The 24,191-nt window shown below is 50.7% G+C and carries 21 protein-coding genes; 11 read left to right on the top strand and 10 right to left on the bottom strand.

Features of this window, described 5'->3' with window-relative positions; genetic code table 11:
• Window positions 1–36 precede the first annotated feature (36 nt).
• Window positions 37–513 (top strand): CinA family protein, encoded by a 477-nt coding sequence (locus tag G394_RS0103360; protein WP_028576450.1) that lies wholly within the window; start codon window positions 37–39, stop codon window positions 511–513.
• A 60-nt stretch (window positions 514–573) separates the two neighbouring features.
• Here G394_RS0103360 and G394_RS19955 read toward each other — a convergent pair whose 3' ends face one another.
• Window positions 574–1,035 carry a hypothetical protein gene (locus tag G394_RS19955; RefSeq protein WP_156902403.1) on the bottom strand — a complete coding sequence of 154 codons (462 nt, stop codon included), beginning with the start codon at window positions 1,033–1,035 and terminating at the stop codon, window positions 574–576.
• A gap of 202 nt (window positions 1,036–1,237) precedes the next feature.
• Here G394_RS19955 and G394_RS0103350 point away from each other — a divergent pair, with 202 nt between their 5' ends.
• The 10 genes from G394_RS0103350 (at window position 1,238) to G394_RS17780 (ending at window position 11,225) form a co-directional block, all read left to right on the top strand.
• Window positions 1,238–1,846 (top strand): L-threonylcarbamoyladenylate synthase, encoded by a 609-nt coding sequence (locus G394_RS0103350; protein ID WP_028576449.1) that lies wholly within the window; start codon window positions 1,238–1,240, stop codon window positions 1,844–1,846.
• A gap of 411 nt (window positions 1,847–2,257) precedes the next feature.
• Window positions 2,258–2,752 carry an NUDIX domain-containing protein gene (locus G394_RS0103345; RefSeq protein WP_051306915.1) on the top strand — a complete coding sequence of 165 codons (495 nt, stop codon included), beginning with the start codon at window positions 2,258–2,260 and terminating at the stop codon, window positions 2,750–2,752.
• Entirely contained in the window at window positions 2,749–4,230 is a 1,482-nt protein-coding gene (gene glgA / locus G394_RS0103340) for a glycogen synthase GlgA (protein ID WP_028576447.1), read from the top strand. The genes G394_RS0103345 and glgA overlap by 4 nt, the downstream gene beginning before the upstream one ends.
• Window positions 4,227–4,535: an isoamylase early set domain-containing protein gene (locus G394_RS0103335; RefSeq protein WP_028576446.1), complete on the top strand. Its 309-nt coding sequence runs from the start codon at window positions 4,227–4,229 to the stop codon at window positions 4,533–4,535. The genes glgA and G394_RS0103335 overlap by 4 nt, the downstream gene beginning before the upstream one ends.
• 104 nt (window positions 4,536–4,639) lie before the next feature.
• Complete coding sequence (locus G394_RS0103330) at window positions 4,640–5,200, top strand: helix-turn-helix domain-containing protein (RefSeq protein ID WP_028576445.1); 561 nt, start codon at window positions 4,640–4,642, stop codon at window positions 5,198–5,200.
• Between the two features lie 71 nt (window positions 5,201–5,271).
• A complete protein-coding gene (locus G394_RS0103325; RefSeq protein WP_028576444.1) occupies window positions 5,272–6,918 on the top strand; it encodes an AMP-binding protein in 1,647 nt (548 codons plus the stop codon).
• Window positions 6,919–7,097: 179 nt separating this feature from the next.
• Window positions 7,098–8,099: a glycosyltransferase family protein gene (locus G394_RS0103320; protein ID WP_043774649.1), complete on the top strand. Its 1,002-nt coding sequence runs from the start codon at window positions 7,098–7,100 to the stop codon at window positions 8,097–8,099.
• On the top strand, window positions 8,096–9,280 hold the full coding sequence (locus G394_RS17785) for a CgeB family protein (RefSeq protein ID WP_043774648.1): 1,185 nt from the start codon (window positions 8,096–8,098) through the stop codon (window positions 9,278–9,280). The genes G394_RS0103320 and G394_RS17785 overlap by 4 nt, the downstream gene beginning before the upstream one ends.
• On the top strand, window positions 9,277–10,002 hold the full coding sequence (locus tag G394_RS0103310; RefSeq protein WP_028576442.1) for a glycosyltransferase family protein: 726 nt from the start codon (window positions 9,277–9,279) through the stop codon (window positions 10,000–10,002). The genes G394_RS17785 and G394_RS0103310 overlap by 4 nt, the downstream gene beginning before the upstream one ends.
• An 11-nt stretch (window positions 10,003–10,013) precedes the next feature.
• Window positions 10,014–11,225 carry a glycosyltransferase family 2 protein gene (locus G394_RS17780; RefSeq protein ID WP_051306913.1) on the top strand — a complete coding sequence of 404 codons (1,212 nt, stop codon included), beginning with the start codon at window positions 10,014–10,016 and terminating at the stop codon, window positions 11,223–11,225.
• Here G394_RS17780 and G394_RS20585 read toward each other — a convergent pair.
• From G394_RS20585 to G394_RS0103295, 9 genes are all read right to left on the bottom strand, one after another.
• The gene (locus tag G394_RS20585; protein ID WP_084435276.1) at window positions 11,222–12,316 is read right to left on the bottom strand and encodes a glycosyltransferase family 2 protein; all 1,095 of its coding nucleotides are present in this window, start codon (window positions 12,314–12,316) and stop codon (window positions 11,222–11,224) included. The genes G394_RS17780 and G394_RS20585 overlap by 4 nt on opposite strands.
• A 30-nt stretch (window positions 12,317–12,346) precedes the next feature.
• Window positions 12,347–13,603: a glycosyltransferase family 2 protein gene (locus G394_RS20580; RefSeq protein WP_084435274.1), complete on the bottom strand. Its 1,257-nt coding sequence runs from the start codon at window positions 13,601–13,603 to the stop codon at window positions 12,347–12,349.
• A gap of 167 nt (window positions 13,604–13,770) precedes the next feature.
• The gene (locus tag G394_RS21045) at window positions 13,771–18,069 is read right to left on the bottom strand and encodes a glycosyltransferase (RefSeq protein ID WP_169725522.1); all 4,299 of its coding nucleotides are present in this window, start codon (window positions 18,067–18,069) and stop codon (window positions 13,771–13,773) included.
• A 56-nt stretch (window positions 18,070–18,125) separates the two neighbouring features.
• Entirely contained in the window at window positions 18,126–19,013 is an 888-nt protein-coding gene (locus G394_RS20555; RefSeq protein ID WP_084435272.1) for a sulfotransferase family protein, read from the bottom strand.
• 3 nt (window positions 19,014–19,016) lie between these two features.
• The gene (locus G394_RS17760; protein ID WP_169725521.1) at window positions 19,017–20,150 is read right to left on the bottom strand and encodes a DegT/DnrJ/EryC1/StrS family aminotransferase; all 1,134 of its coding nucleotides are present in this window, start codon (window positions 20,148–20,150) and stop codon (window positions 19,017–19,019) included.
• 53 nt (window positions 20,151–20,203) lie between these two features.
• On the bottom strand, window positions 20,204–21,265 hold the full coding sequence (locus G394_RS20550) for an FkbM family methyltransferase (protein WP_084435270.1): 1,062 nt from the start codon (window positions 21,263–21,265) through the stop codon (window positions 20,204–20,206).
• 14 nt (window positions 21,266–21,279) lie between these two features.
• Window positions 21,280–22,254 carry a UDP-glucose 4-epimerase GalE gene (gene galE / locus G394_RS19950; RefSeq protein WP_051306912.1) on the bottom strand — a complete coding sequence of 325 codons (975 nt, stop codon included), beginning with the start codon at window positions 22,252–22,254 and terminating at the stop codon, window positions 21,280–21,282.
• A 44-nt stretch (window positions 22,255–22,298) separates the two neighbouring features.
• On the bottom strand, window positions 22,299–22,937 hold the full coding sequence (cysC, locus tag G394_RS19945; RefSeq protein WP_051306911.1) for an adenylyl-sulfate kinase: 639 nt from the start codon (window positions 22,935–22,937) through the stop codon (window positions 22,299–22,301).
• A 35-nt stretch (window positions 22,938–22,972) separates the two neighbouring features.
• A protein-coding gene (locus G394_RS0103295; protein WP_156902399.1) for an IS3 family transposase occupies window positions 22,973–24,102 on the bottom strand; the annotation gives its coding sequence in 2 pieces (ribosomal slippage) (window positions 22,973–23,856 and window positions 23,856–24,102; 1,131 coding nt in all).
• Window positions 24,103–24,191 lie beyond the last annotated feature (89 nt).

Raw genomic sequence — 24,191 nt, 5'->3', positions numbered from 1 at the left:
GGTGAATGTGTGACGCCGCGGGCGGAAAGGAGATGTATGGATTCCGATACGCAAGGGTTGGTCATGTCCCTGGGTGATTTTCTGCGGAGCCGCGGCTGCCGCATGGCCACGGCCGAATCCTGCACGGGCGGTCTGACGGCCAGCACCCTGACGGACGTGGCCGGGAGTTCGGACTGGTTCGAAGGCGGCGTGGTGGCCTACGACAACCGCATCAAGATGCGTCTGCTGGCCGTGCCGGAGGAGGTCCTTGTCCGCCACGGCGCCGTCAGCCGGGAGTGTGTCGAGGCCATGGTCCTGGGTGTGTGCGATCTCATGCGCGTGCCCGTGGGCGTGGCCATCTCGGGCATCGCCGGACCCGGCGGCGGCAGTCTCGAGAAGCCTGTCGGCACGGTCTGGATGGCCTGGAAGTGTTTCGACCGGGTCTGGAGCCGCGTCTTCCTGTTTCAGGGGCAGCGCCGGGAGATCAAGGTGCAGAGCGTTCATGCCGCCATTTCCGGCCTGGCTCACGCATGAAAAACGGCGCCTCTGGCGAAGCGCCGCAAAAAACGGGAGAAGTGGCCTCGGAACCGGGTGTCAGTTCAGGTAGTCGCCGCGGTTGAATTTGAATTCTTCCGTGGTGGCCAGGATGTCGAGTTCTTCGACCATGCTTTCGAGGTTCTGGCCCAGCCCGGGTTTGTGGGCCAGGTCCGATTTGACATCCCGGATGTCCTGACGAATGTCCGCGAGGAGGTTGTAGCCCTCGCGCAGGTCGCCGTCCGCCGCGCCGATGATCTGGGAATAATTTTCCCATTTGGAAAGCAGGGAACTCATCTTGTCCATGATCGTCTGCTCTGTGGGTTGGGTCAGCATGGCGGCCTGCAGGGCCTGGTCGAGCCGTACCATCGGACCGGTCGGCGTTGCGCCCGTACCGGCCGTGACGGAGCCCGACTGGAGTTCCTGGGCCAGGGCCTGCGCGAACCCTTCGCCGGATGTGTTCCGGGCCGCGTTTTTTTGTTGGAGCTGCAGGGCAGCCAATTGATCCGAGGTGATTTTCATGGCCATCTCCTTCCTTTTTCAACCCAATGAAGCAAAGTCCCTGCCAAGATCGGATTATGTCGCAACATATTGAATCGGAAGTTTTTCATTTGTCCGTGTGGGCAAGGTTTGCCGGGGGCGGCCATCCGCTGTGTCTCCTGTCCCCTACCAGCCGTGCGGGACTGCGGTCAATGCGCGCTGCGGCGGGGTTCCCGTGGCCCTGATGTGGGAGCGCGAAGTCCGTACGCTACTCGGCGGGGGGCTGGTGGTCTACCCGACCGAGACATTCTACGCGCTGGGCTGCCTGGCCACCCTGCACGCATCCGTCGAGCGCGTCACGGCCGCCAAGGGCCGGCCTGACGGCAAGCCGCTGCCCATCATCATTTCGGGCTGGGACATGGCCGCGCGCTACCTGCGCTTGAACGGGGCGTTACTCGAACTGGCCCATGCGTTCTGGCCCGGTTCCCTGTCCATCGTCGTTCCGGTCGACGCTGCGGTCAGTCCCCTGGCCCGTGATCGGCATGGCCGGTCCGCCGTGCGTATGAGTCCGCATCCCGTGGCCGCGCGCCTGTGTCTCGAAGCCGGAGCTCCGCTCATCTCTTCCAGCGCCAATATGAGCGGCCGTCCCCCGACCTGCCGTCCCGGGGATCTCGATCCCGAGCTCCTGCGCGCATCCGGGGCCCTGGTGATGGACGCGACGCCCTGGCCCGCCGGGGGCCTGCCCTCGACGCTGGCCGAAGTCGTCGGCGGGCATGCGGTCCGCATCCTGCGCGAGGGCGCTGTGTCGGCTTCAAGCATCGGTAAAGCCGGATTCGATGTGCTTGCAGAGTAAAAATTCTTGAATTGTCGTTGGCGGCCCACGGGGGTTGAGGAAATGTTGGTTAAAAAATTTGAATTTGTTTTGTCGGAAAGGGCTTTGGGCACGCAAGGTACGCATCTATATATTTCAGTAGATTAGAATGTAATTTTTTTATTTTAGACGTTGTGGCCGTTTTGGCCCGCCCTTTGCTAATACCTTCATAACTTCCTCTTTTTGCCAAAACCGGCTCCCGCACCGCAAGGTCCGGGGGCCGGTTTTGTTTGAGCCCCCTGCATTGGCCTCCCGTACTCAGGCCGCGCACCTCACGACCCCGTACGCGCATTCTCCGGGCACGGCGCCCTTTCCGCGACATTGTGTTACGATTCCGCGCACGCAACTTTCCCGCTTCAAGTCTTGAAAAAATGGTGCTAACCATGAGTCAGCATGAAACAGGATCAGAACCGGAAATCGCCCGGGCGGGCCGTAGCGCCGCTCTTCACAGTGCCCTGCGCGCAGTGCGGCGCACCTGCCGTGCCGAGAAATCCCTTCCCCACGGTGGACATCGTGCTCTACCGCGAAGGCCAGGGGGTGTTGCTCATCGAACGCCGCAACCCGCCCCACGGCTGGGCCCTGCCCGGCGGGTTCATCGACTACGGCGAGAGCGCTGAGCAGGCCGCGATCCGCGAGGCCTTGGAGGAAACCGGCCTCACGGTGCGCCTCACCGGCTTGCTGGGCGTCTATTCCGACCCCGACCGCGATCCGCGCTTTCATACGCTGAGCGTGGCCTTCATCGCCGTGGCCGACGGGGACCAGGCTCCGCAGGCCGGCGACGACGCCGGGAACGCGCGATTCTTCCCCCTGGACGGGCTGCCCGACATGGCCTTCGACCACCGCCGGATCGTCGACGACTTTGCCAGGAGGCTCGCAGCCAATTCATGATCACGCCACCACATGATATCGTCTTCCTGACGTCGGAAATCTATCCCTTCTCCAAATCCGGAGGACTGGCCGACGTCATGGGCATCCTGCCCCTGACCCTCTCGCGTCTGGGCGTGCGCGTCGCCGTCATCACGCCTTTCTACGGCCGCTTGTCCACGGGTCACTACCCAGTGCATCTGGTCCACGAGAACTGCCCGGTGGGCTACCCGTGGCCGGACACCACGGCGGACATCTATCAGGCCGACTACCACGGCCTGCCCGTCTATTTCGTCGAACGCGGCGAATATTTCGACCGCCGCAACTACTACTGCACCGAAAAGGGCGACTACTTCGACAACTGCGAGCGCTTCATCTTTTTCTGCCGCGCCGCCCTGAGCGCCATCCGGCACCTGGACATGCACGCGCGCATCGTCCACGCCCAGGACTGGCACGCCGCCCTGGCCGCGGCGTACATCGCTTTCTGGCGCCGCAGCGACCCCTTCTGGGCTGGGGTGCGCACGGTCATGTCCATCCACAACCAGGCCTTTCAGGGTCGCTTCTCCTACCGTCTGTTCGAGCAGTCGGGCCTGCCTCTGGAAGCCTGGAACATGGAGGGGGTGGAGTTCTACAACAGTTTCAACCTGCTCAAGGCCGGCATCGCCTACGCCGACAAGATCACCACGGTCAGCCCCAGCTACGCCCGCGAGATCATGACCCCGGAGTTCGGGTGCGGCCTGGAGGGCATCCTCTCGCGCCGCAGCGCAGACCTCGTCGGCATCCTGAACGGTGCGGACTATTCGATCTGGAGCCCCGAGAACGACCCGGTCCTGGAGTGCACCTATTCGGCCCTCAATCCGGACGGCAAACAGGACTGCAAGGCCTATCTGCTCGATATGCTCGGTCTTTCGCCGGGGCTCGAACATCGCCCCGTGCTCGGCTTCATCGGCCGGCTCCGCGGGCAGAAGGGCATCGACATCGTCCTCGACATCGTCCCGGAGCTCATGAAGCTCAACGTGGGGCTCGTGGTTTTGGGCGAGGGCAAGGCCGAGTACGAGGCGCGCCTCATGAGCATCATGGAGGACTACCCGACGCGGGTCTCGGCCATCATCGGCTATACCGAGGAACTGTCCCACGTCATTCAGGCCGGCTCGGACATCTTTCTCATGCCGTCGCGCTACGAGCCCTGCGGCCTGACCCAGATGTACAGCCTGAGCTACGGCACCCCGCCCGTGGCCACGGCCGTCGGCGGCCTGCGCGACACCATCGTTCCCTATCCGGCCGATGGCGCCAACGGTTTCATTTTCGACAGCCCTTCGCCCGCGGCCCTGCTCGCGGCGGTGCGGGAGGCCGTGCGCGTCTGGGAGGACCGGGCCGCCTGGCGGCGGATCCAGGTCAACGCCATGCAGACGCATTTTTCCTGGGAACAATCGGCACGAAAGTATATGGATGTCTACGCGTCCCTGCACGGGGACCTCGCATCACAGTGGAGGATACGATGAGCATCGAGAAGAAGTTTCTGAAGACCAAGAACGTATGCCGGACGACATTCCGCATCCCGCCGCAGGCGGCCGGCGAGGCCAAGACCGCCTTCCTGGTGGGGGAATTCAATGACTGGTCCATGCACGCCACGCCCATGAAGCGGCTTAAGGACGGCTCCTTCAAGGCTGAGGTGGACCTGCCCATAGGCGCGGCCTACCAGTTTCGCTACCTGCTCGACGACGATCGCTGGGAGAACGACTGGAACGCCGACACGTATTGCTACAGCGAGTTCGGCAACTGCGAGAATTCCGTGGTCGAAGTGTGATCGCGCGCGAACTCTCGTTACTCGATTATCGCTTGGCGATTGCTTTTTGGCCCTGAAAACCGTAGTTCTGCCCTGTTTTCACACTCGTACACAAGGAGCAGGCTATGGACGCGCAACAACCCGCCTACAAGGATATCGCGCCCCGGTTGAGGGGGCTCCGTGACGCCATGGACATGACCGTGGAGGAGGTGGCCGCCCAGGTCGGCGCCTCGGCCGCCGACGTCCGCAACTACGAATCGGGCGAGCACGAGATTCCGGTCAGCTACCTCTTCAACGTGGCCCAGGCCTTCCAGGTCGATCTGACCGTGCTCATGTCCGGCAAGGAGGCGCACCTGCACACCGCCTCCCTGGTCCGCAAGGGCAAGGGCATGAGCGTGGAGCGCCGCAAGGACTACGACTACAAGAGCCTCGCCTACCGCTTCGTCGGCCGTAAGATGGAGCCCTTCATCGTCACCGTCCCGCCCAAGGAAAAGTCCGACCTCAAATTCAACGAGCATCCCGGGCAGGAATTCATCTACGTGCTGGCGGGCAAGCTCGAAATCACCCTGGCCGACGCCGTCCATGTCATGGAACCCGGCGACAGCCTCTACTTCACCTCGCGCACCCCGCATGCCCTGCGTGGTCTGGACGGCCAGCCGGCCGAGTTTCTGGACGTGATTATCTAGGGGGCAGGCCCTTGCCTGTCCCCTGAGCCGCATCGTCCCGAACTCCTGAATCCAATACCACCGGAGCACATATGCACACCAAACTGCGCCCCACGTCCTATGAAGAGTTCCAGGCTTCCTTCGCCCTGGACATCCCCGCAAAATACAATTTCGCCTTCGACATGGTCGATGCCGCGGCCGCCCAGGACCCGGACCGTCTGGCCATGGTCCACGTCGACGACGCCGACGTGCGCCGCGAATACACCTTCGGCTATTTTTCTGAGCAGTCCTCCCGGCTGGCGGGCGCCCTGAAAAGCCTGGGCATCGGCCGCGGCGACAAGGTCATGATCATCCTGCACCGCCGCGTGGAGTTCTGGACCGTCATGCTCGCCCTGCACAAGCTCGGCGCCCTGGGCGTTCCGTCCCCGGCCCTGCTGACGGCCAAGGACATCACCTACCGCGTCAATTTCGCCTCCATCAAGGGCGCCATCGTCGACACCTCCGTGCGCGCCACCGTGGAGGCCGCCCACCCCGACTGCCCGTCCCTGACCACGCTGGTCATGGCCGGCCTGGAGCAGGCCGAAGGGAACTGGCAGAGCTTCTCCGAAATCGTCGCCAAGGCCTCCCCGAGCTTCCCCCGCCCGGCCGACGCGGCCTGCGGCGAGGACCCGGCCACCATCTTCTTCTCCTCCGGCACCACCGGACACCCCAAGATGGTCCTGCACAATTTCAACTACCCCTTCGGCCACGTCATGACCGGCTCCTACTGGCACGACATCGAGCCCGGCAACCTGCACCTGACCCTGGCCGACACGGGCTGGGCCAAGTCCGTGTGGGGGAAGTTCTACGGTCAGTGGCTGGCCGGCGGCGTGGTCTTCGTCTGGGATTTCCGCGGCAAGTTCGAACCGGCCAGGCTCCTCAGAATCATCGCCGACCACAAGGTCACCAATTTCTGCGCGCCGCCGACGGTCTACCGCTTCCTCGTCCGCGAGGACCTCACGGCCTACGACCTCTCGGCCCTGCGCCACTGCACCACGGCCGGCGAACTCCTGAACGACAGCGTCTTCACCACCTGGGTCGAGAAGCTCGGCATGCCCATCTATGAAGGCTACGGCCAGACCGAGACCACCCTGCAGATCGCCACCTTCCCCTTCATGAAGCCCAAGGCCGGCTCCATCGGCAAGCCCTGCCCGGGTTGGGACATCCGCCTGCTCGACGAGAACGACGAGCCCTGCCCCCCCGGTGTGGAAGGCGAGATCTGCATCCGCATCGACCCCAAGCGTCCCGTGGGTCTCTTCTCCTGCTACCTGCAGGACGAGGCCAAGACCGCAAGCGTCATGTACGGCGGCTACTACCGTACCGGCGACAAGGCCTGGATGGACGAGGACGGCTACTTCTGGTTCCTGGGACGCATCGACGATCTCATCAAGAGCTCGGGCTACCGCATCGGGCCCTTCGAGGTCGAAAGCGCCCTCATCACCCACCCGGCAGTGGTCGAAGCCGCCGTCACCGGCGTGCCGGACCAGGACCGCGGCCAGGCCGTCAAGGCCACCGTCACCCTGGCCGCCGGCTACGAGCCGTCCGACGCCCTGACCAAGGAACTCCAGAACCACGTCAAGAAAGTGACCGCGCCCTACAAGTACCCGCGCATCGTCGAATACGTGAAGGAACTGCCCAAGACCATCAGCGGCAAGATCAAACGCGCCGAGATTCGGGCCAAGGATACCGGGAAGGCGTAGGGGAGAGGGGGAAGAGCGGGGCTCTGCCCCGCGCCCCGCAAGGGGCTCGCCCCTTGACCCGTGTAGGGGGGATTTTGAGGCCATGCTGTTGCGTGGCCTTTTTTTTGCTGAATCGTGGGTATGACGTCATTTTTCCTTCGCCGTGTGCCGTGGTCTCTCGTCGTTACGAGGTATGTGCCATGAGGGTGTGGATCTTCTATCCACCCCTCAAGACCATGTCCGGCGGGTGCATGGTGCTCCTGCAGATCGCCCGGCAGTTGCTGGCCATGGGGCGCCTCGGCGGCGTTCTGTATTGGGAGGCTGCGCCCGAGGGGCCTGATTTCGTTGACCTCCCGTGGATGCGTGCAGGACAGGCCCACATGATCCCGGCGGATGTCTTTCTGGTGCCAGAAGGCTGGCCCAACGCCCTGGTTTTCGGATTCCGCGCACGCTGCCGGACCGTGGTCTACTGCCAGAACTGGGCCTATCTTTTCCATGGGCTGGACGCCGGCGTGCGCTGGCGCGACCTGCCGGTCGAGTTCGTGGCCGTGTCCGACCCCGTGGCCTGGCATCTGGAGCAGGTGCTGGGCAGACGGCCGGGCATCATTCGGCCGATCATCGATACGGCGGTGTTCCATCCAGGGGCGTCCAAGCCCGAAGGGCCGGTGCGTGTCGGTTTCATGCCGCGCAAGAACAAGGCCCTGGCGGATCAGGTCCGGCGTATTTTCGAGGAGAGAAACCCGGACGCCGCCGTGGAGTGGATGCCCATTCACGGCTTGGACCGTCGCGGCGTGGCCGAGGCCTTGCGTTTCTGTCACGTTTTTCTCGCCACGGGTTTCCCCGAAGGCTTCGCCCTGCCCCCGCTGGAGGCTATGGCTTGCGGCTGCCTGTGCGCAGGTTTCACCGGCTTCGGTGGGTGGGACTACATGCGGCAGGTGGCAGGCGTAAGCTTTGCGCCGCAGGGCTATGCGCTCAGGGATGTGCCTTGGGGCGGCAACGGCTGGTGGGCGGCGGACGGGGATGTGCTGGGCGCGGCCTTGGGGCTGGAGAGGGCGTTGGCGACGATCCTTTTCGACGATGCTGCGCTCTCCGTGACGCAGAACGGCGACGTGAGCGTCGCGGCGTACAATACCAGTGCGCAAGCGGCGGAAATCCTGACGGTGCTGGGAACGCAACGTACGCTGAGGGCTGATCGGCCATGAATCATGGACTGCGTAGGCTGCCCAGGATTTTGCTGCTGTCCGCGCGGCAGCACCTCCTGGCCGAACTGGCTGCAGGCTGCCGCGTCATCGGCATCGAACACGCCGGCCTTTTTCTGGGCGATGTCTCGTCGGCCGCCGAACTGGAAACGCGCTTCCTGACGGCCATAAACGCGCTGCGACCGGATTTCCTGCTGACCATCAACCATTCGGGCCTGGACCGGGAGGGGCTTGTCAGCGGCATCTGCCGGCACATTCAGATGCCGCTGCTCAGCTGGTTCGTGGATCGGCCCGAGCTTTTTCTGCCTGCGTACGATAACCTGGAGAACCCGTATCTGGCCTACGCGGTATGGGATGCCGACGCCGTGTCCGGGCTTGAGGCCATGGCCGGAGGACGCGTATTCCACCTGCCTTTGGGCGCGGATCTGTCCCGCATCGAATTCCTGCCGCAGGCGCGGCATGAGCGCGACGTGGCATTCGTGGGCAACTCCATGCAGGCCGCCGCGGAGAGGAGTTGGAATGCGTCCGGAAGCCCTGAGGACGAGCGGGTTTTCTGGGATTCGCTATCCGTGGGCTTTGCCGCCAGCGAACTGAGGGATGTCGGGGAGTATCTGCGGCAGGAATGGCCGGAAGCATGGGAGCGCCGGCTTGCCCTGGATGGCGAAGAGGCGACGGCTCTGGATGCGTACCTGTACTGGCGTTCCACCCAGCACTACCGGACCCGCTGCGTGCGCGAACTGCTCCCCTTTGCCCCCGTTGTGGCGGGGGACGCCCGGTGGCCGGAACTGCTCGGACCCGGGACGTGGACGCATGGCGGACCATTGAACTACTATGCCGACCTGCCAGTTTTCTATCGGCAGACCCGAATCAATTTCAACACGACCAGCATGCAGATGAAGGGCGCCTTCAATCAGCGCGTGTTTGACGTGCCGGCCAGCGGCGGCTTTCTGCTGACCGACAGGCGTGACCAGATGTCGGCGGCCTTCGAGGAGGGGACGGAGGTCGTCTGCTATGATTCGCCCGAGGAAATCGGCGATCTCGTGCGGCATTACCTCGGTAATCCGGCCGCCAGGATGCGTATTGTCGCCAGTGCCAGGAGGCGGATCGAGGGGGAACACTCCTACGCCCATCGCGTGGCGAGCATCTGCAAACACATGCAGGTCATGTTCGGGACGCCCGCATGAACCTCTTTACCGTCATATTGCACTACGGGGCGGTGGAACTGACCATGCGCCTGCATCGCCAGTTGCTCGCAAGCGATCCCGGGGAGCGGGACAGGATTCTGGTTTTCGACAACAGTGCCGCGCAGCCGTACCATCAATCCTGGATTCGCTCCGATCGCAACCTCTATTGGGCCGGGGCGTTCGAGTCAGCCGTTGAAACTCTCGCGGCGAGAGGTGCGACGCATGTCTGGTTTCTGAACAATGACCTGGAGTTCATGACCAGACCTCCGGTCATCGGGAGGGTGCGCGAACGTCTGGCCAGGGCGGAGCGGTTGCTCGGTCCGGTCGGAGTCTATTCTCCGGCCGTGACGAGCAACCCTTACCACCCGCAGATGGTCGAACTGCGCGGCGGCCAGTTCCGCCAGACGCGCTATGTGGACGGAATCGCGCCCCTGGTCAGCCTTGAGTTCTGGCGCAGGGCCGGGGGGCTCGACCATGAAGGCAACCCTTACGGCTATGGCGTGGACGTATGGTTTTCGAGCCGGACGGAAGAGTTCGGTTTTTCCTGCGTGGTGGACCACCAAGTGGTGATCCGGCACAGGTACCATTCCACGGCCCGCGAAGTGGCCGGGTTCCTGGGCAAGGCGGCGGCCGCGGAAAATGAGTACCTGACGCAGCGTCTTGGGAACGATTACCGATCGGTCATGGACCGGATGGCCCGGGATTTCCGGGAATTGGGATAGAAGGGGGAGGCATGCCACGCTACACGGTTGCGGTCATCATACCGGTCTTCAATCAATGGGCCCTCACGGCGGGATGCCTGCGCAGCCTGTGCGAGCACACGCCGCGCGAGGACGTTCAGGTCATTGTGGTCGACAACGGTTCGACGGACGCGACTGCGCAGGCGTGTGGGCCGTTGGGAAGGGAATTGTTCGGTGCGCGGTTCGAGCATGTGCGCCTGGAGGAGAACATCAACTTCGGGCCCGGCTGCAATTTGGGTGCGGATCGGGCCGACGCCGAGTTCCTGTTTTTTCTCAACAACGACACCCTGGTGACTCCTGATTGGCTTGCGCCCCTTCTGGACGCTTTCGATGCCTGGCCCAGTTGCGGAGCGGCAGGTCCGCTGCTTCTGTATCCCGACCGGGACCGCATCCAGCATCTGGGCGTGACGTTGACCCCTACCAACCACGTCACGCATCTCTATCACTGCCTGCCCGCGACGCACCCGGTGGTCTCCGTGCGTCGGGAACTGCAGGCCATCACCGGTGCGGCTCTCATGATCCCCGCGGAAGTTTTCGGGAGAGCCGGAAGGTTCTGGGAAGAGTACCGAAACGGATATGAGGATTTGGATTTGTGCTGGCAAATTCGTGCGTTGGGCCTGAAGCTCCGCTGCGTGTCCGAAAGCCGAATTTACCATCTGACCAGCCAGACTCCGGGTCGCTTCGATGCCGAAAGCCATAATGCGCACGTCCTGGCCCGTCGCTGCCAAGGTGCATTCCATCCGGACATGCACCGCTTCGCCCATGCGGACGGCTACGAACTCAGACTCACCCCGACACTTACGGCCAACATTGTTCGGGTTCGCTCCGAAGCCGAAACGAAAGGATTCGGTATGGAGCGCCTGTGGGGGGAAATACAGGCTGAGCCGTTATGGGAAGAAGGTTACGAGCGTCTGGTCGAGCTTTTTTTCAAACAGAGATTGTGGAGCGCCGCGCTGGATGTGCTTCAGCTCCAGCAGTCTTTCTTTTCGACGGAAAAGGTTGTCACGGATTTGGCCAGGGTAGCCAGCAGGTTGGGGGATGCCTCCCTGCTTGCCAATTGCCGCAATACCCTCGACGGATTGCGGCGGGAGGCGGCTTCCAAGGAAGTGCTGAGGAAATTCATGGCCATTCAGCGATGGGCCCAGGAATCTTATGATGAAGTTTTGCTCAGTGTATGTAGAAAATGGTCTGCGGATTGCATTTAATTAACGACATTTTTAGAGAGAAGTTCGTTTATTTTATTTATTTTACTGCTAAGCCTTGGAACAGGTATGGCTGATGTTATTGCTAAAAAGCAGTTTTTTGCTGCTTGTAAATTGTTTTGATCAAGATGTAAGTCTCCAATTTCTTCAATAATCTTTAATTTGCGTAAGTCATATGGATTGAACCGTAACGCTTCATTAAATGCTATAATGGATTCACGTGTCTTGCCAGATTTGCGGAAGGATTGCGCCATGCTCCATAGTGGGTTTGGATTGGTGTCTTTGAGCCAATTCCCTTGCGGGATGTTTTCTCCCGGCTCCAGGGGGTACAATCCGTCTTTTGCGTAAATGAGATTTATGTCGTTGACGACATCATGTCTCCACCTTTTGCTGAACAATTCGGCATTTTCATGATGATGGAGGTGTCTTCCTGGTGTTTTGCTTTCGTGATGTATGACGTTGGATCCAGGGGTATAAAAAACTTTGTAACCATTCTTTCTTATCCGAAAGCACAAATCAAGATCTTCAAACCCGTTGATAAAAGATTCATCAAACATTCCCGCTGATAAAAACAATTCTTTCCTGATCAGAAAGCAGGCTCCAGTGACAGCTTGAAATTCCCTTTTTTTGTTTACGCCTGGGTGAATAGGGTGAAAGTGTCTGTAAACATGGAATACAGTTTGCTGATCAAAAGCTATACCAGCATGTTGTATTGTTTTGTCCGGGTATATAAGCTTTCCTCCTGCTATTCCAATACGATCGTCTGCGCGCAAACACTTGAGTAGTTCAATATCCCAACCTTGAAGAACTTCAGTGTCGTTATTCAAAAAAAATATGAATTTATTGTTGGCTTGTAAGGCACCTAGATTGCATGCTTTGGCAAATCCAAGATTTTTTTTACTGAAAATATAATGAATTTCATGTAATGATTGAAATTCAGAGATTTTGTTTTTGGTGTTGTCTGTTGATCCATTATCAACAACAATTATCTCGAATTTATTATTAACGGTATTGCTCAATATTGATTTAATGCATTGTCTTAAAAGATTAGAGTTGTTCCAGGTCGGAATTACTATGCTAATTTTGCTGTTCATGAGTTGTTTGATATGTGAATTCGACTGTTTTTATGAGTGGAGCCATGCAATCCGTTGTTCTGATAGACGCGTAAGCGTGTCGAGAACGAGTGATTTGTCGTGTTTATATAGTACCTTGATTGTGTTGCCAATCGCATTTCCGGCCATAGTTCTATTTATTTGAGATTCTTTACCCATAGCTTTCATGTGACGAAATGAAATTAGCCCGTTGTAAATGATGTCATAACCTTTCAGTCTGGCGCGCAAATGATGTTCAACATCTACATATTGGCATGGTGAAAGGCTAATGTCGAATAAGCCAACTTCATCAAATAAGATTTTGCGGTCATAGATGTGTAAACATCCGGTTACGTGATCGACCTTGTCAACGTAATCGAATTGGCCAAAGTCAATCAAATCTGATGCATTGCTTACAGAGAGGCGAGATGAGAACTCAATGATATTATGCGCGCATCCGTGTATAGTGTTTGGTCTGTGGCTATAAAGAGCCTTGCCTCCCACTGCGGCAGAGTTCGGGAAGGCTTTGGCGGTTTGGACCATCTTGGTCAGCCAGTCAGATGGCACCTCGGTCAAGTCGTCATCTCCAATTGCGATATAGTCCGCTAAGGAGTGGTCATATTTTGTAAGAAGCCAGTTATGTCCAGCGGGTCTCCCGATGTTTGTGGGAAGGCGTTCCATGCTGACGTGCACATGGTCAGGAAAGTGAGCGACTGCCTGTGTCGCCACATCCCACGTTGCGTCTGATGATCCATTGTCAGCAATGTATACGGCGAAGTTTTTGTATTCTGTTTGAGCGAGTTGCGTTAGAGCTTGGCTGACAAACTTTTCCCGGTTGTAAGTAAGGATGAGGAGGTGAACCCGTGGTTCGCCATCCAATGGTTTGTTTAGCTTGTGCCAGATGCGTGCAGTTTTTGTCCTGATCAGTCGTTCTTCCTCTTCGTTGATATGAGTGGCGGAATGCTCTGCTTGTTCGGGATTTTCGGTGGCAAAATAGATGCTTGGCGCAATGTAGGAGAGGAGTTCGTGTGCTGGGTTGCTTGAAGCGAGTTTAAGGAGGATTTTATATTGTTTATTGTTATATAATTTAATAATTTCTTCAATATGAGGAAGGTTGTTGTTTGAGTTGTGGTCCGATCTGTCTTGAGTGAATGAATGAGTTTCTGGTAATTGTTTGCCAGATTTGAGCGCTGGTTCGGAATACTGTTCGTATTTTTTTATATTGCCTATGGATTTATAATATTTGGCCAAATTAATATATGAGTCAGCTTTGTTGTCTGAGGAAGTCATTATTTTTTTCCTATATAAAAATATTTATTGATATGTTTTTTAGTATGATTTGGCCATTTTTGCACAAATGCAAATGGAAAAAATTGTTGTAAGTAAATTTCAAAGAAAATTTTAGTAAGCTTGTTTGATTTGTAGTGTTTTGCAAGTGGTTCCGGATTCGGAGCTGATTATTTGCGACATAAGAGAAGTTTTTCTCCACCGAGGCTCATATGCGCTATGTCCTTGTGTGCGAAAACGTCCTGAGGTTCAATATGCTCCACCTTGAAACCGGCTTCTCGTAATCTGTCGACTATGTCCATTCCGTAATATCTGACATGATCTTCTTGTCCGTATCTTTTTTGGCGCTCAGATGGATTGGTAATTGAAAAATCTTCATCTGTTATTTCTCCTTTAATTGGAACCATAATAACAGCTAGTCCGTTTAATTTTAAAATGCGATATATTTCCTGCATTGCTTTGCGGTCATTTGGCACATGTTCAAGTACATGGCTGCAATAAATAAAAGAAAAACTTTCACTTGAAAAATTTATGTCTGTTATGTCTGCTTGGATATCTGCTTTTTTGTCATAAAGATCGGCAGTTATATATTGATTTGCAAACAGACGTCTAAAGTTAATTTCAAGACATGGTTCTGGTGCAAAATGAAGGGTTTGTGTGTCTGGTTGTTGAAATAAATTTGTCTTTTCTTGTAAGTATTTCCAGATAAAACGGTGCCGTTCCAGTGATCCGCATTGTGGGCACATGGCGTTTTTTCGTACAGGTCTGCCGAAGTCGACAAATGCTTGAGAAGTTTGTTGGCATATTGGACAGTAACGAAGATTGTTCGATGATTCTGCAAAATGTCTTGTAGTTGGAGGTTCAGATACGTCGCTTCTGATGTGGTTCGGTGTTGAGGTTGGGTTGTGCCTGCTGTCTGCTGCGCTTCGCAGAATGGTTCGTAAGCCTTGAATGGATGTTTCTCTTGAAAAGTGCTCGACAACTCGTCGGTGGTAGTTTTTTCCCATCCACCCGGCCAGATTGGGGTTAATTGCCAGTCGGAATATGGCTTCAGACATTTTTTGCACGTCCCCCTCGTCAACGAGGAGGCCGTTCTCGCCTTCAATGACTGCATCGGGTATGCCTGCGTGTCGCGTACTGATGACAGGTAATCCTGCCGCCCCGGCTTCGAGAATTGCCAAGGGCAGGCCTTCGGTATCTCCGTTGGCCGCAGTTACGGAGTGCTGTAAAAAAGCTCTGCTGAGACGTAGTAATTTAGCGACTGATCGCCGCGTTTGGACGCCAGCAAATTGAACTTGATTTTGTATGTTTAGTTTTTTGGCCAGTTCTTGACATGCCTTGAGAAGTGGGCCGTCGCCAACCATGACAAGTCGGGAATTAGGGATTGATTTTGCTGTTTTCTCAAAGGCTTGAATGGTGATGTGGGGGGCTTTTTTCTCTACAAATCTTCCTACGGCAAGAAAGATCGGTTTTGAACTTTCTGGTGACGCCAAATCATCTCTCTGAACGTCTACCCCGTAAGGATTGAGAAATACTTTGTTTATTGGCGCTCCTATCGATATTAGTTTGTCGCGCATAGCCTTGGAGACGACAATAAGTGCGGCAGCACTTTTAAAGATGTCGCTATATTCATGTTTATAAGCTTGTAACGTTGGTGTAGCGGTGGCGTCATACCCATGAAAATGTACAACATAAGGAATTCCTGATTTTTCACAGGCTTTGTAAATTTTAGCTGCGACTGTGCCAAATTCGGAAAGAATAACGTCAAATTTATTGTCATTTAAATAATATTGGAATGCATCTGTGTATATTTTCTTCGAGACATTATATTGATAGTCAGTTGTCGGTTTAATGTATTTTTGACTGAGAATGCATTTTTTGTTCTGGTCGAACATTGGAAATGATTCGCCATGAATCACAGATGTGTTTTGAGAAATGTATGCTATATGATCTTCGATGAAGGTTTGGGAGTATGCAAAATGTTCATGCCTGACGATGCAAATTTTTTGATGACTCGGTTCGGATATAATATCTGTTGAATTAGTGACGGTTTTGAGGGGGGTGTATGCTATTCCGGACCAACCTGGAGAAATGGTATTGTCAGCATGTTGTTGCTGCGAAGCGTGGTTGTCGAGTTCGACAAGTTGCTTAAAAAAAGGGAAAAGTTTTTGGCTCATCTGTTGCCGGATGTCGTCTGTCATAGGGGCTCGTTTTAGCCACAGTCCTATCATCTGCGCTAATGAAGCATCCCATCCTCCCATGGCATTGATTTGCACATCTTCAAAACCAGCTTCATTCAAAAGAAGTTTCAAGGAGAATGGGGTGTATCGGTAATGATCGTGCGGTGTGTCATGTAGTGGCCATATGAAAGGGGAGGTGAAAAAGAATACACCGTCTGGCTTAAGGACGCGGCGGATTTCCTTGAGGACAGTCATTGGTTGATGACAGTGCTCAAGTACTTCTGTAGCAAGGCAGCAGTCAACACTGGCGCTGTCCAGAGGAATTGTTTTGCCGTCCCAGGTTATGTCGGGTAGCTTGATGTCTGCATACTTGCCATGGGCAAAGTCCAATCCGATGTATCTCTTAATGTTAGGGCTCGCCTTCAGGATATGGTTTTTGTAAGGCATTTGGCCGCAGCCGATGTCGAGTAGCGTGCCGTGAAATAACGGTATGGATTTGTTAAGATTGTCTTTAATCGCTTTGCGAATGACATGAAGGTCACAAAAATCTGCTGAAAAACTTATGTCGAGAAATTTGTCATTCATATGAATTATTTCATTTGGTTTTGATGCATGTTTAGGTAAATTTTCTTTAGTGATGCATTTGCAAAATTTTAAAGCATTATTATGAGCTTGCTTAATTTCATCAATAAAAATTTGATTGCTCCCATGGGAAATATTCAATGAATATTGAAATGCTAAATCAATTTCTTTGGTAGTAAAAGTGTTGAACGCGCATGCATTCTCAATATCTGCATTTGTTAGTAATTTAATGTATTTAAAAACTACAGTGGGTGCATTTTGTAAATTTATAATTGGTGTGAAATGGCTTCGTAGCCTGTACATCATAAGGTGAATCCAGAATTCATGGAAATGTTTGAAATCTTGATGAACTATAATAGAAATTTCAGGTATTAAGCTAGGGAAAAAATTGTATGCTACGCATCGTGCTGTGTCTTGGCTTTTCATGATATCGATGAAAATTAATTCTATGGGAGTGCCGTTCCAGCCAATTTTGCATACATCGCCATGTTTGACGTCAATGATTTCGCGGTATTGCTTAATATTCTCTAAAAAAACATCGAGAAAACTCTCTCCGACAGATTTTTTTATATCAAGATTGTATCTATCGTACCATGATGTCCAAATAAAATTATCATAGCTATATAATTTTTTAAAATTTACATTTGAATTTTCACAAAGTCCCTTGGCGAATGCTATTGTTGACCCTCCAAGCCAGGACCCAAGTTCAACCAATGCGCCACGGGAGCTATACGTATTTTTTGATAGCCAATACAATAGTTGTATTTCAGAGTGATTGAGCATTGTTGGTGGCGTTGAAATTTTATTAAACTCGAAATGTGCATTGTTATGAAAAATATTTAATATAGATTTTTTTTGATCAGTTTTGTCTAAACAAAAATCGTTGTTGGTATGATTTATTTGTCTGTTGTGGTATGCGATCACATCAGATGCTTTTTGCTGATACTTGAAATCGTGATATTCGTTTAAATAATTTATTAGTAAAATTCTGTTTTGATGAAAATTGTCTTTTAGATTTTTTAACTCTGTTAGTCCTGCGCTGTGTTTTCTATAAACACTCATTATTTCTGAAATTTTGCCAATAGGGCCGCGTTTTGAAATGATAGAAAATAATGCCATGTCTCCACTAAATACTTTGTATATCCATGATGGTATCGCATCAGGAAGACATTCTTTTTTAAATATAAAAGATGATGTGTGAAATGGGGATGATGTGTTGATTGTATTTTCGGCTGTAATAATGTTGTGAATATCTTGTCCGTATATTTTTCCTGTATTCCCGTTTTCAAATAAAGTTATTGTTTCGTGGCAACAGCTGCTAAAGTTAGAGTTTTTTTCTAAAAAATTGACTTGCTTTTGAAGTTTATTTTTGTCGGTCCAGTAGTCATCTCCTTCGCATATGGCAATATATTTTCCTTTTGTAGCTTTTATATTTTCAATTAAGTTATGTCTTCCTGTAGGTACGTCATCTATATATATGACATTTTCTCGTGATCGCAAAAATAGTCTTATAATACTCGGATATTGAGTGGCATATTCTATACAAATTTTTCTTGTTCCATCAGATGATTCATCTTCTCCTATGATAATCTCGAACGTAAAATTCGTGATTTGGGCTAATATGCTGTCAAGGCATTCTTTGATATATAGTTCATGCTGAAACGTTTGAACTATTACGGAAACTAATGGTGTTTGTTTTGCTGGCATTTTCATTCGCTGTAAATGGCGATCAAGGGTTATTGCTTCAGGCAAATGGAATGAGATTACAAGTAATCGAATTCTTGCATTAATTTTTCAGACGCTTTCTCAATGGCTTTAATTTGTTCCGCGGTTAATTCATGCTTATATGTGCCTATTTTGTTAATATTTGGTTTGCTCAGTGTTTCTTTTTTCCAGTCTAGAGTTTCGACAGGTTCTATGTTTTTTTGTGCATTTTCTATATAGTATTCGATCATTTTGTTTTCATAATCAGTTTCAAGAAAATTGCATGCCTTTTTCAGTATTTCTTCCGTATGTTGTATAAGATCCTCGAAACGAATAACGTGATATTGATTTTTTGGTATTGTTTTTAAAAAATTGATTATATTTGTGTTGTTCTTATTCCATGAAATACAAGCAGTTTCAATGTCATAAGGTAAATCAGGTTTATATATAGATTTTGTTTCTATTTTATTAAGCGCTCTATATGAGCATACAACATCTCTACAGTCTCGTACTATGTATATATATTTTGGATTGCTATTTAGTTTATTTAGGTCGCATATATGATTTGTGTAATAATTATTTTTATCTCCTATTACTCTGGGTAATTTATTAAATTTTGCTGCATATGTTAAATATACTAGTAGGCTAACTTGTTCGTATGTGGTGGGTTTTGTTTTTTTTATAAGGTATATTAAATAACTGAAGTCGATATCCCATGTTTCCATTTTTTTAGATTGTTTCAAATCTTCTAGGTAGCTTTTGAGAAATGATGAATTATTGCTAAAGTCCAGAGTTTGGTATTTTTTGCTCAACCAGTGGTAAAATCCGCATTCTGGAGGTACAACGATGTTGCTATTAGCGTTAAGCATTAGTCTCAAAAGGCTTGTTCCAGATCTTGGATTGCCAAGGAGGAAAAAAAAAGTAATTTTTTGAAAATTAAGATTCATTTATCAGTCTTCTTTGTAAGATTTTATAATTTTGCAAATATTATTTACATGTATAAGATTTAAATCTGGATAAATGGGTAGGCAGATTACTTGGCTCGATTTAATGTTTGCAATTTGTAAATTTTGCGTGCTCTGAAGATCTTTGTAGCAATTAAAGTTTGAAATTAATGGATAAAAATATCGCCTACAAATGTAATTGTACATTTTGAGATGGTTATAGAGCTCGTCCCGGGTGTGGCCAAATTGTTCTGCATCAACAAATATCGGGAAGTAAGCATTGTTCCAGGTTACATTTTTTGCAGGCTCTAGAAAAGAAATTCCTGGAATTGCTTTGAGATTTTCACGATACGATTCGGCGATAATGAGACGAAGATTCTTGTTATTTTCGAAATATTTGAGTTGCAAAAGTCCGAGTGCTGCTTGGAATTCATTCATCTTGGCGTTAATGCCAGGGGCGACAACGGACGTTTCCCCCGCAAAACCAAAATTTTTTAGGTAGTCAATGCGTTTTTTCGTCCGTGCATCGTGGCATATAATGGCTCCACCTTCAAATGTGTTGAACACTTTGGTTGCGTGGAAACTGAGTATTGATAAGTCCCCGTAGGACAGAAGTGAATGCCCATTAATCGTTACGCCAAAAGCATGTGCTGCGTCATATATGAGGCGTAATCCATAAGTGTCTGCAATTTCTTGTAGTTTGTCTACTTGGCAAGGGTTTCCGTAGACGTGTACTGGCAGAATAGCTGTTGTTTGAGGGGTTATGGCAGACTCAACTTTGTCAGGATTTAGGTTGCAATAGACAGGATCGATATCTACAAAAACTGGTTTAATGTTGTTCCACCATAATGAGTGCGTTGTGGCGACAAAACTGTATGGCGTTGTGATTACTTCGCCTGTAATGCGTAAGACCTGTAGGGCTGTAATTAAAGCTAGCGTACCATTTGTGAATAAACATACATAGGGCACTTTTAAAAATTTTGCCAGGGCTTCTTCGAATTCATTGTGATATTTTCCCTGATTTGTCAGGCATCTACTGCGCCATACTTCATTAAGATATTGGTTGAATTCTGATAATGGAGGTAAAAATGGCTTAGTGAGATAAATTTTTTCTTCAGATATGAATTTGGCGTCACTCATGTGCTGCTCTTTTGTGTATTAGTTCGTGTTTCTTTATGGAAAAATATTATTGTTTATATGCAATAAAGTACAGTTTCTTCGTCATGTATTGTATAGTGATCGATGTAGAAATTGTATTTTGGGTGTTGCTGTGATATATAAATTGGAATTTTTATAAAATCTTCGATTTTGTGATAAAGTGATATGGCAAGTTTGGGTTTGTGCCGAGTTATCGTTTTCTGGGCTCCTTTAAGTGCATCGAGTTCAGATCCTTCAATATCCATTTTTATAAAATTGATTTTTTTGATTTGTTCATTTTCTACAAAATCATCAATGCTTATAATTGGCACTTTATCCGTCATTTCAACAGTTGAAAATCCTGGTGAAATTTCAATGTTTTCTTCAATAAAAGTGCTGTTGATATTGAGTGTTTTTCTGCCGACTGCATAAGGACATATTTTAATTCGATTCGAAAAATTATTTTGTAATATATTATGTTTTATAATATTTATATATGATGGCAATGGTTCGAATACTAAAATTTTTCCATTATTTTTGACATCGCATGCGAAGCTTATTGCTGTATCGCCGAAGCATCCGCCGCAATCTAAAACTATGTCTCCGGCATTAGGTGTCACGGTAATGCTGCTTCTATGTAGTCTATATTGTTTTTTTAAAAAAGAAGATATAATATTTACGTGTCTGCAGTCTAGACTAATATTGTGTCCGTTGTATTGAATGTTTGGGAAATGAAAAAGATTGCCGTATTTGTCAATGTTTGTAAATTGCGATGGTTTTGATATTTTAGTGAGTGCATTTCTGTTGGCAGATTCAACTATCGAATTGTACTCATTTTTTATTCGGACATGTAAATGTCCAAGTAATCGAAATAAAATTAATTGTATAAATAGATTTTTCGATTCTAAGTCAGAAAGTAAATTGTATGTTTTGTAAAAAAAAGAATGATTATTAATAAAGTAGTCAAAATATTTTCTATGTTTATTCATATCAAAAAAAATAGATCTGTCTATTTTGTCAAAAGAATAGCGATATTCATCATAATTATTCTTCTCATAATTATGTATATGTTCATAAAATCTATCCATTATCGTGTGTACAAATTCATTATTATTCATAATAATTCTTGTAATTATTTATTGTATTTATTAATCCACAAGAAAGATGAATTAATATTAAAGTTTAAATTTGAGTATTTCGGTTTCCACTCGAGAATTATTTTCGCTTTTGTCGAGTCTGCTTGAAGTATAGGCGGATCTCCTGTTCTTTTGGGAGATATGATGTAAGGGACTGATACGCCAGTCACTTCTTTTACGGTAGATATTACTTCGTAGATAGAGGTTCCTTTTTCGGCACCGAGGTTGATTATGTGACTCTTTTTACCCTTGCTTAGGAAATCAATACTCCGTAAGTGTGCATCCGCCAAATCCGACACATGAACATAGTCCCGAACACAAGTTCCATCAGGAGTCGGATAGTCACCGCCAAAAATTTCCAGTGCAGGTATTTTACCGATTGCCGCCATCAGCGCTCGTGGAATCAGGTGGGTTTCCGGTTCGTGCCATTCCCCGGTTTCCCCGTCCGGATCACAACCTGCAGCGTTGAAGTAGCGCAGCGATATCCATCTGATGCCATGTGCATTTTCGAAATCAGCAAGCATTCTTTCCATGAACAGTTTGCTTGCCCCGTAAGGGTTGATAGGATTGGCAGGAGTGTCTTCAATGATGGGCATATTGTCCGGTGAACCGTAGACCGCACAGGTTCCCGAAACCACAATGTATGGCACGCCTTCGTCCCGCATTGCATCAAGGATGCTGAGTGTTCCGCAAACATTGTTGCGAAAGTACTTGCCCGGCTCAACCACCGACTCTCCAACGTACGCGCTGGCAGCAAAGTGGATGATGCCTTCGATTCGATACTGTCTGATGCAGGCGCGGAGACGTTGCGTGTCAAGGATGTCGCCGAATACAAAATCTCCCCAGCGGACCAATTCCCTGTGCCCAGTGGACAGGTTGTCATAGACGATCACGGTATGCCCCTGATGAGTCAGTGCCTTGCAGGTATGGCTCCCGATGTACCCGGCTCCGCCTGTGACCAAGATTCGCATTGCAAGTTATTCCTATTCTATCGCAAAAACAGTGTGTTATGTGATTATGCGATTATCTGTCGCAATTTTTTTTCGAATATTTCCTGGGTAAAAAAACTATCCATAACTTTGGTCACGCATTCATTAAGCGAATAGATATTCGTGTTAAGAATTAAGTCTGGATGATCGGGTACTTCATACGGCGATGATATACCCGTATAATTTTTGATTTTTCCAGAGCGAGCAAGCTTGTATAGGCCTTTAACATCACGTTGTTCACATACTTCTAACGGACAATCGACGTAAATTTCAAAGAATCGCCCGCAGTTTATCATGTCTCTTGCCTTTTTCCGATCCGCTTTTAAGGGGGAAATGAATGCAGCCAGACAGATAATGCCTGCATCCAGGAAAAGTCTGATCATCTCAGAAATTCGTCGTAAATTTTCGGTTCGGTCCTTTGGAGAAAAGTTTAAGTCTCTGCACAATCCTTGTCGCACGTTGTCTCCATCAAAAACGTAGGTCAGTTTGCTCATGGCGTGCAATCTCTCTTCCACAGCATGGGCTATGGTGGATTTGCCCGAACCAGATAGGCCTGTGAACCACAGCACCATGCTGGTCTGCCCGAGAAGCTTTTCTCTATTCTCACGTCGAACTGAGCCCCGATAAGAAACAACATGAAGAAGTGGCTCAGTTCGTTTGAACACGTTTGCCCGTTTCTTAAGTGGAATCTCCGCTCTTCTTACACTGCCATTCTCACTGGCGACATTCGTTCGGCGTAAGTCTCGTCAGGCGTTTTCTTGCCCAACCGTGAATGCGGCCGCTTTTGATTGTACCAATCCATGTATTCCATGATCGACTTCCGGGCATCGCTCACCGTGTCGTAGGCGTGCAGATATGCCCGTTCGTACTTCACCGACTTCCAAAGGCGCTCAACGAAAACGTTGTCACGCCAGGCTCCTCGGCCATCCATACTCAGCTTGCAGCCCATGTCCTTGACAGCCGTTACAAACTCGATCGCCGTAAACTGACTGCCTTGATCCGTGTTCACGATTTCCGGAGCGCCATAGCGGCGAAAGGCTTCCTGAAGCACATCGACCGCATGGCAAGCCTCCAGGGTGATCGCTATCTTTGACGCCAAGACCTTTCGGCTGACCCAATCCACGACCGAGGTCAGATACACGAAACCCTTGGCCATCGGGATGTAGGTCGTATCCAGAGCCCACACCTGATTGCTTCTTTCAATGAGCAACCCTCGTAGCAAATAGGGATATATCTTGTGCCCAGGATGCTTCTTGCTGGTGCCGGGCTTCCGGTACAGCGCAGCAATCCCCATGCGTGCCATCAACGAGCCGACATGCTTACGCCCAACAGCGGCGCCTGAGCGATTAAGTTGATCCCGAAGCATCCGGGCACCCATAAACGGATGCTCAAGATGCAGCTCGTCAATGCGGCGCATAAGCGCCAAGTCGGCGGCGCTCACCGGCCGAGGCTGATAATACACGGTACCGCGACTTATCCCGACCAGTTCGGCCTGCCGCTTGATTGAAACCTCGTGCTCGCGGTCGATCATCGCTTTGCGCTCAGCAATCCCACCTTGCTGAGTGCGCTTTCTAAAAAATCGTTCTCCAGTGTCAGTTGACCGATCTTGGCATGCAGGATCTTCAAGTCTACCGCCGGTTCACTCTCAGCCGATTTGCCGAAGACGGCGGCGGCCCGCTCGCTGAGTTGCCGCTTCCATTCGGTAATCTGATTCGGATGCACCTCAAAACGTTGCGCCAACTCGGCAAGTGTCTTGTCCCCGGCCATCGCCGCTAACGCTACCTTGGCCTTGAATTCTGCTGAGTGCTTCCGTCTCGTTCGCTTGGTCATTCTCTGCTCCCTGATCAATTCCGTTTGAAGGTGTCCGGGCTAGCAAAGTTTCCACCTAAAGGCTTGTGCAAATTTCCGGGGCCACTTCT

Origin of the sequence: Desulfomicrobium escambiense DSM 10707 (genome assembly GCF_000428825.1) — a bacterium.
Lineage (GTDB): Bacteria > Desulfobacterota > Desulfovibrionia > Desulfovibrionales > Desulfomicrobiaceae > Desulfomicrobium > Desulfomicrobium escambiense.
This window is presented reverse-complemented; position numbering and strand designations above follow the sequence as displayed.